The sequence below is a fragment of the Pseudomonas sp. PICF6 genome (genome assembly GCF_009831705.1).
Classification (GTDB): Bacteria; Pseudomonadota; Gammaproteobacteria; order Pseudomonadales; family Pseudomonadaceae; genus Aquipseudomonas; species Aquipseudomonas rhizophila.
On the sequence record NZ_WUUD01000032.1, the window covers coordinates 64,053 to 69,782 of the forward strand.

At 62.7% G+C, this 5,730-nt stretch carries 4 protein-coding genes and 1 pseudogene; all 5 read left to right on the top strand.

Annotated features, from left to right (window positions below):
• Nucleotides 1–144 precede the first annotated feature (144 nt).
• Nucleotides 145–1,410, top strand: a complete 1,266-nt coding sequence (gene urtA, locus GSM73_RS20880) for an urea ABC transporter substrate-binding protein (protein WP_076382868.1) — start codon at nucleotides 145–147, stop codon at nucleotides 1,408–1,410.
• Between the two features lie 153 nt (nucleotides 1,411–1,563).
• Nucleotides 1,564–3,066, top strand: coding sequence for an urea ABC transporter permease subunit UrtB (gene urtB / locus GSM73_RS20885; RefSeq protein ID WP_160893716.1), 1,503 nt, complete (start codon nucleotides 1,564–1,566; stop codon nucleotides 3,064–3,066).
• Entirely contained in the window at nucleotides 3,066–4,142 is a 1,077-nt protein-coding gene (gene urtC / locus GSM73_RS20890; protein WP_047227363.1) for an urea ABC transporter permease subunit UrtC, read from the top strand. Before urtB ends, urtC begins: the two co-directional genes overlap by 1 nt.
• On the top strand, nucleotides 4,142–5,002 hold the full coding sequence (gene urtD / locus GSM73_RS20895; protein WP_047227437.1) for an urea ABC transporter ATP-binding protein UrtD: 861 nt from the start codon (nucleotides 4,142–4,144) through the stop codon (nucleotides 5,000–5,002). The genes urtC and urtD overlap by 1 nt, the downstream gene beginning before the upstream one ends.
• Nucleotides 5,003–5,134: 132 nt before the next feature.
• Nucleotides 5,135–5,730 (top strand): annotated as a pseudogene (gene urtE, locus GSM73_RS20900) (urea ABC transporter ATP-binding subunit UrtE); the annotation flags it as partial.

The window sequence follows — 5,730 nt, forward strand, 5'->3', positions numbered from 1 at the left end:
TAGTGGTGCATTCGCACTTTTACCCCAGCGCGCCAACCCCGCATTCTCAATGCCTTTGCCCAACCGGGCACACCCCTTGCAAAAGCCCTTTCAGCGTCCGCATCTGCCATCGAAAAAAACTCATAATTGCACGGAGATCGCACAATGAAGCGTCGTAGCTTGATCAAGGCTTTTACACTCTCGGCAAGCATTGCCGCGATGGGCATGGCCTGGACCGTCCAGGCCGCCGAAACCATCAAGGTCGGCATCTTGCATTCATTGTCCGGCACCATGGCGATCTCCGAGACGTCCCTCAAGGACATGGCGCTGATGACCATCGACGAGATCAACGCCAAAGGTGGGGTCAACGGCAAGCAGCTCGAAGCGGTGGTCGTGGACCCGGCCTCGAACTGGCCGCTGTTCGCCGAAAAAGGCCGTCAATTGCTGACCCAGGACAAGGTCGCGGTGGTGTTCGGCTGCTGGACGTCGGTGTCGCGCAAATCCGTGTTGCCGGTGTTCGAAGAGCTCAACGGCCTGCTGTTCTACCCGGTGCAATACGAAGGCGAAGAGATGTCGCCGAACGTCTTCTACACCGGCGCGGCGCCGAACCAGCAGGCCATTCCGGCGGTGGAATACCTGATGAGCGAAGAAGGCGGCAGTGCCAAGCGCTACTTCCTGCTGGGCACCGACTACGTCTACCCGCGCACCACCAACAAGATCCTGCGTTCGTTCCTGCATTCCAAAGGTGTGGCAGACAAGGACATCGAAGAGGTCTACACCCCGTTCGGCCACAGCGACTACCAGACCATCGTGGCCAACATCAAAAAGTTCTCGGCCGGCGGCAAGACCGCGGTCATCTCCACGGTCAACGGCGACTCCAACGTGCCGTTCTATAAAGAACTGGCGAACCAGGGCCTGAAAGCCACCGACGTACCAGTGGTGGCGTTCTCGGTGGGCGAAGAAGAGCTGCGCGGCATCGACACCAAGCCGCTGGTGGGTAACCTGGCGGCGTGGAACTACTTCGAGTCCGTGGAAAACCCGGCGAACAAGAAATTCGTCGACGCCTGGAAGGCCTACGCCAAAGCCAAGAACCTGCCGGGCGCCGACAAAGCCGTGACCAACGACCCGATGGAAGCCACCTACGTGGGCATCCATATGTGGGCGCAAGCGGTTGAAAAAGCCAAGTCCACCGACGTCGACAAAGTCCGCGAAGCCCTGGCCGGCCAGACCTTCGACGCACCGTCGGGCTACACCCTGACCATGGACAAGACCAACCACCACCTGCACAAGCCGGTGATGATCGGCGAGATCCAGGCCGACGGTCAGTTCAACGTGGTCTGGCAGACCGAGGGCCCGATCCGCGCCCAGCCGTGGAGCCCGTTCATCGAAGGCAACGACAAGAAGCCTGACTATGCGGTGAAGAGCAACTGAGCCCGGGAAGAAGCCCCTAACCCTGCTGATCGTTCCCACGCTCTGCGTGGGAATGCCTCACCGGACGCTCTGCGTCCACCATGGGACGCGGAGCGTCCCGGGCTGCGTTCCCACGCGGAGCGTGGGAACGATCAAACACGCAAGGCCAAGCATATGCCCACCGCCCTCTACCGCCTCATCCTCGCCCTGGTGCTGCTGTTGCCACTGGAGGCCCACGCCGGTGATGCCGAAGATTTCCTCGCCGCCAAGCCGCCCCAGCAAGCCACGCTGCTGGAAACCTGGGCCGCGCAACCGGAACCTGAGCGTGTCGAACTGATCAACGCCTTGCAACAAGGCCAGTTGACCGTCGACGGCCAGCCCAAGACCCTGCGCCTGAACAACCGCTTGCGAGGGTTGATTGAAACCGCCCTGGCCAGCCATCAACTATTGGCCGCCGACGCCAGCGTGCGCCTGAGCGCCGCCCAACAACTGCAAAAAAGCGCCCGCCCGGCCCAACTGGCGTTTCTCGATCGGCAACTGGCCGGCGAGCAGGACGAAGACGTGCATGCAGCCCTGAGCCTGGCGTTGGCGAACCTGCAACTGGTGGACCCCAACCCGTCGGTTCGCCTGGCTGCCGTGCGGCTATTGGGAGAAACCGGCGATCCGTTGGCCCGCACCCGCCTCGAAGGCCTGCTCGAACCCGGCGTTGAAACCGACGCCACGGTACGCACCGCCGCCGAAACCAGCCTCGGCCAGGTCAAGCGCAAGCTGCTGATCGGTGAATTGCTGGGCCAGGCCTTCAGCGGCATGTCCCTGGGCTCGATCCTGCTCCTGGCCGCCCTGGGCCTGGCAATCACCTTCGGCCTGCTGGGGGTGATCAACATGGCCCACGGCGAGATGCTCATGTTGGGGGCCTATTCCACCTACGTGGTGCAGATGCTGTTCCAGCGCTTCGCCCCGAATGCCATCGAGTTCTACCCGTTGATCGCCCTGCCGGTGGCGTTTTTCATCACCGCCGCCATCGGTATGGCTTTGGAGCGCACGGTGATTCGCCATCTCTACGGAAGGCCATTGGAAACCCTGCTCGCCACCTGGGGCATCAGCCTGATGCTGATCCAACTGGTGCGCCTGGTGTTCGGCGCGCAGAACGTTGAAGTCGCCAACCCGGCCTGGCTGTCCGGCGGCATCCAGGTACTGCCGAATCTCGTACTGCCCTACAACCGCATCGTGATCATCGCCTTCGCCCTGTTCGTGGTGGCGCTGACCTGGCTGTTGCTGAACAAGACCCGCCTGGGCCTGAACGTGCGCGCGGTGACCCAGAACCGCAACATGGCCGCTTGCTGCGGCGTACCCACCGGCCGCGTGGACATGCTCGCCTTCGGCCTCGGCTCGGGCATCGCCGGGCTTGGCGGCGTGGCCCTGAGCCAGATCGGCAACGTCGGCCCGGACCTGGGCCAGAGCTACATCATCGACTCGTTCCTGGTGGTGGTGCTCGGTGGCGTCGGTCAGTTGGCCGGCAGTGTGTTCGCCGCGTTCGGGCTGGGCATCGCCAACAAGATTCTTGAACCGCAGATCGGCGCCGTGCTCGGCAAGATCCTGATCCTCGCGCTGATCATTCTGTTCATCCAGAAGCGTCCGCAAGGCCTCTTCGCGCTCAAAGGACGGGTAATCGACTGATGAACCAGCCCCTGATGCTCACGGCCGCGCAAAAGGCCGGCCCGAAAGTCACCCTCGCCGTCGGCGTGGTGATCCTGGCAGTGCTGTTGAGCCTGCCGCTGCTGTCGCTGTTGGCGGTGGATAACCCGCTGCATGTCTCGGCTTACACCCTGACCCTGGTGGGCAAGATTCTCTGCTACGCCATCGTCGCCCTGGCGCTGGACCTGGTCTGGGGCTACGCCGGCCTGCTCTCCCTGGGCCACGGTCTGTTCTTCGCCCTGGGCGGCTATGCCATGGGCATGTACCTGATGCGCCAGGCCGCCGGTGACGGCTTGCCGGCGTTCATGACCTTTCTGTCGTGGAGCGAATTGCCCTGGTACTGGAGCGGCACCGACAGCTTTGTCTGGGCCATGTGCCTGGTGGTGCTGGCACCGGGGTTGCTGGCGCTGGTGTTCGGCTTCTTCGCCTTCCGCTCGCGGATCAAGGGCGTGTATTTCTCGATCATGACCCAGGCCCTGACGTTTGCCGGGATGCTGCTGTTTTTCCGCAACGAAACCGGGTTTGGCGGCAACAACGGCTTCACCAACTTTCGCTCGATCCTGGGCTTTGGCATCACCGAGCCGGGCACCCGAGCGGTGCTGTTCCTGGCCACGGTGCTGCTCTTGGTGGCGAGCCTGTTCATCGGCTGGCGCCTGGCCCGCAGCAAGTTCGGCCGAGTGCTGACCGCCCTGCGCGACGCGGAAAACCGCCTGATGTTCTGCGGCTACGATCCCCGTGGCTTCAAGCTGTTCGTCTGGGTATTGAGCGCGGTGTTGTGCGGCCTGGCCGGGGCGTTGTATGTGCCGCAGGTGGGCATTATCAACCCCAGCGAAATGTCGCCGACCAACTCCATCGAGGCCGCCGTGTGGGTGGCCCTTGGCGGGCGCGGCACGCTGATCGGGCCGCTGCTGGGGGCCGGTGTGGTCAACGGCATGAAGAGCTGGTTCACCGTGGCCTTTCCCGAGTACTGGCTGTTCTTCCTCGGCGCGCTGTTCATCGTTGTGACCCTGTATCTGCCCAAGGGTGTGATCGGGCTACTCAAGAAAAGGGGCGAATGATGCGAATCACACCCACAGCCGATTTCATGCTCGAACCCATACTGGATCCCAACAAAGACCAAGGCAGCAGTCGCGACGCCATCGGCCTCGGTCAGGCCGCCGGCAAGGGCCTGAACACCCGTCACGGCACTATCCTGACCCTGGAAGACATCAGCGTCAGTTTCGACGGTTTCAAGGCCCTGAACGCTCTGAACCTGTACATCGGCGTCGGCGAATTGCGCTGCATCATCGGCCCCAACGGCGCGGGCAAGACCACGCTGATGGACGTGATCACCGGCAAGACCCGGCCCAGCCACGGCAAGGCCTGGTTCGGTGAAACCCTGGACCTGACGAGCATGAGCGAAGTGCAGATCGCCCAGGCCGGCATCGGTCGCAAATTCCAGAAACCCACGGTGTTCGAAGCCTTGAGCGTGTTCGAGAACCTGGAGCTGGCGCTGAAAACCGACAAATCGGTGTGGGCCAGCCTGCGGGCCAAACTCACTGGCGAGCAACACGAGCGCATCAGCGAAGTGCTGGAGACCATCCGCCTCACGACGTCGGTCAATCGCGCCGCCGGGTTGCTGTCCCACGGGCAGAAACAGTTTCTGGAGATCGGCATGCTGCTGGTGCAGGACCCACAACTCTTGCTGCTCGACGAACCAGTGGCGGGCATGACCGACGCCGAAACCGAGTTCACTGCCGAGCTGTTCAAATCACTGGCGGGCAAGCATTCGCTGATGGTGGTGGAACACGACATGGGCTTCGTCGGCGCGATTGCCGACCACGTCACCGTGCTGCACCAGGGCAGCGTGCTGGCCGAAGGGTCGCTGGCGCAGGTGCAGGACAATGAGCGGGTGATCGAGGTGTATCTCGGGCGCTGAGGCGCAAAATTGCTTTTTATGTGGGAGCGAGCCTGCTCGCGATGGCGGTGTGTCAGTCAGCATCCATTCTGAATGTTCTGACGCTATCGCGAGCAGGCTCGCTCCCACAGGGGTTCGAGGAGAATCTGGAAAATGCTGCAAGTCGACAAGCTGCACCAATACTACGGCGGTAGCCACATCCTGCGCGGCCTGTCATTCGACGTGAAGGTCGGCGAGGTGACGTGCCTGCTGGGCCGCAACGGCGTGGGCAAGACCACCCTGCTCAAATGCCTGATGGGCCTGTTGCCGGCCAAGGAAGGGGCGGTGAGCTGGGAAGGCAAACCCATCACCACCTTCAAACCGCACCAACGGGTGCACGCCGGTATTGCCTACGTGCCTCAGGGCCGGGAGATTTTCGGACGGCTGACGGTGGAAGAAAACCTGCTGATGGGCCTGTCGCGTTTTCCCGCCGCCGAGGCCAAAGAGGTGCCGGCGTTCATTTACGAATTGTTCCCGGTGCTGCTGCAAATGAAACAACGCCGTGGCGGTGACCTGTCCGGTGGCCAGCAACAGCAACTTGCCATTGGCCGGGCCCTGGCCAGCCGTCCGCGCCTGCTGATTCTCGACGAGCCCACCGAAGGCATTCAACCGTCGGTGATCAAGGAGATCGGCGTGGTCATCAAGAAACTGGCGGCCCGGGGCGACATGGCGATTTTGCTGGTGGAGCAGTTCTACGACTTCGCCGCCGA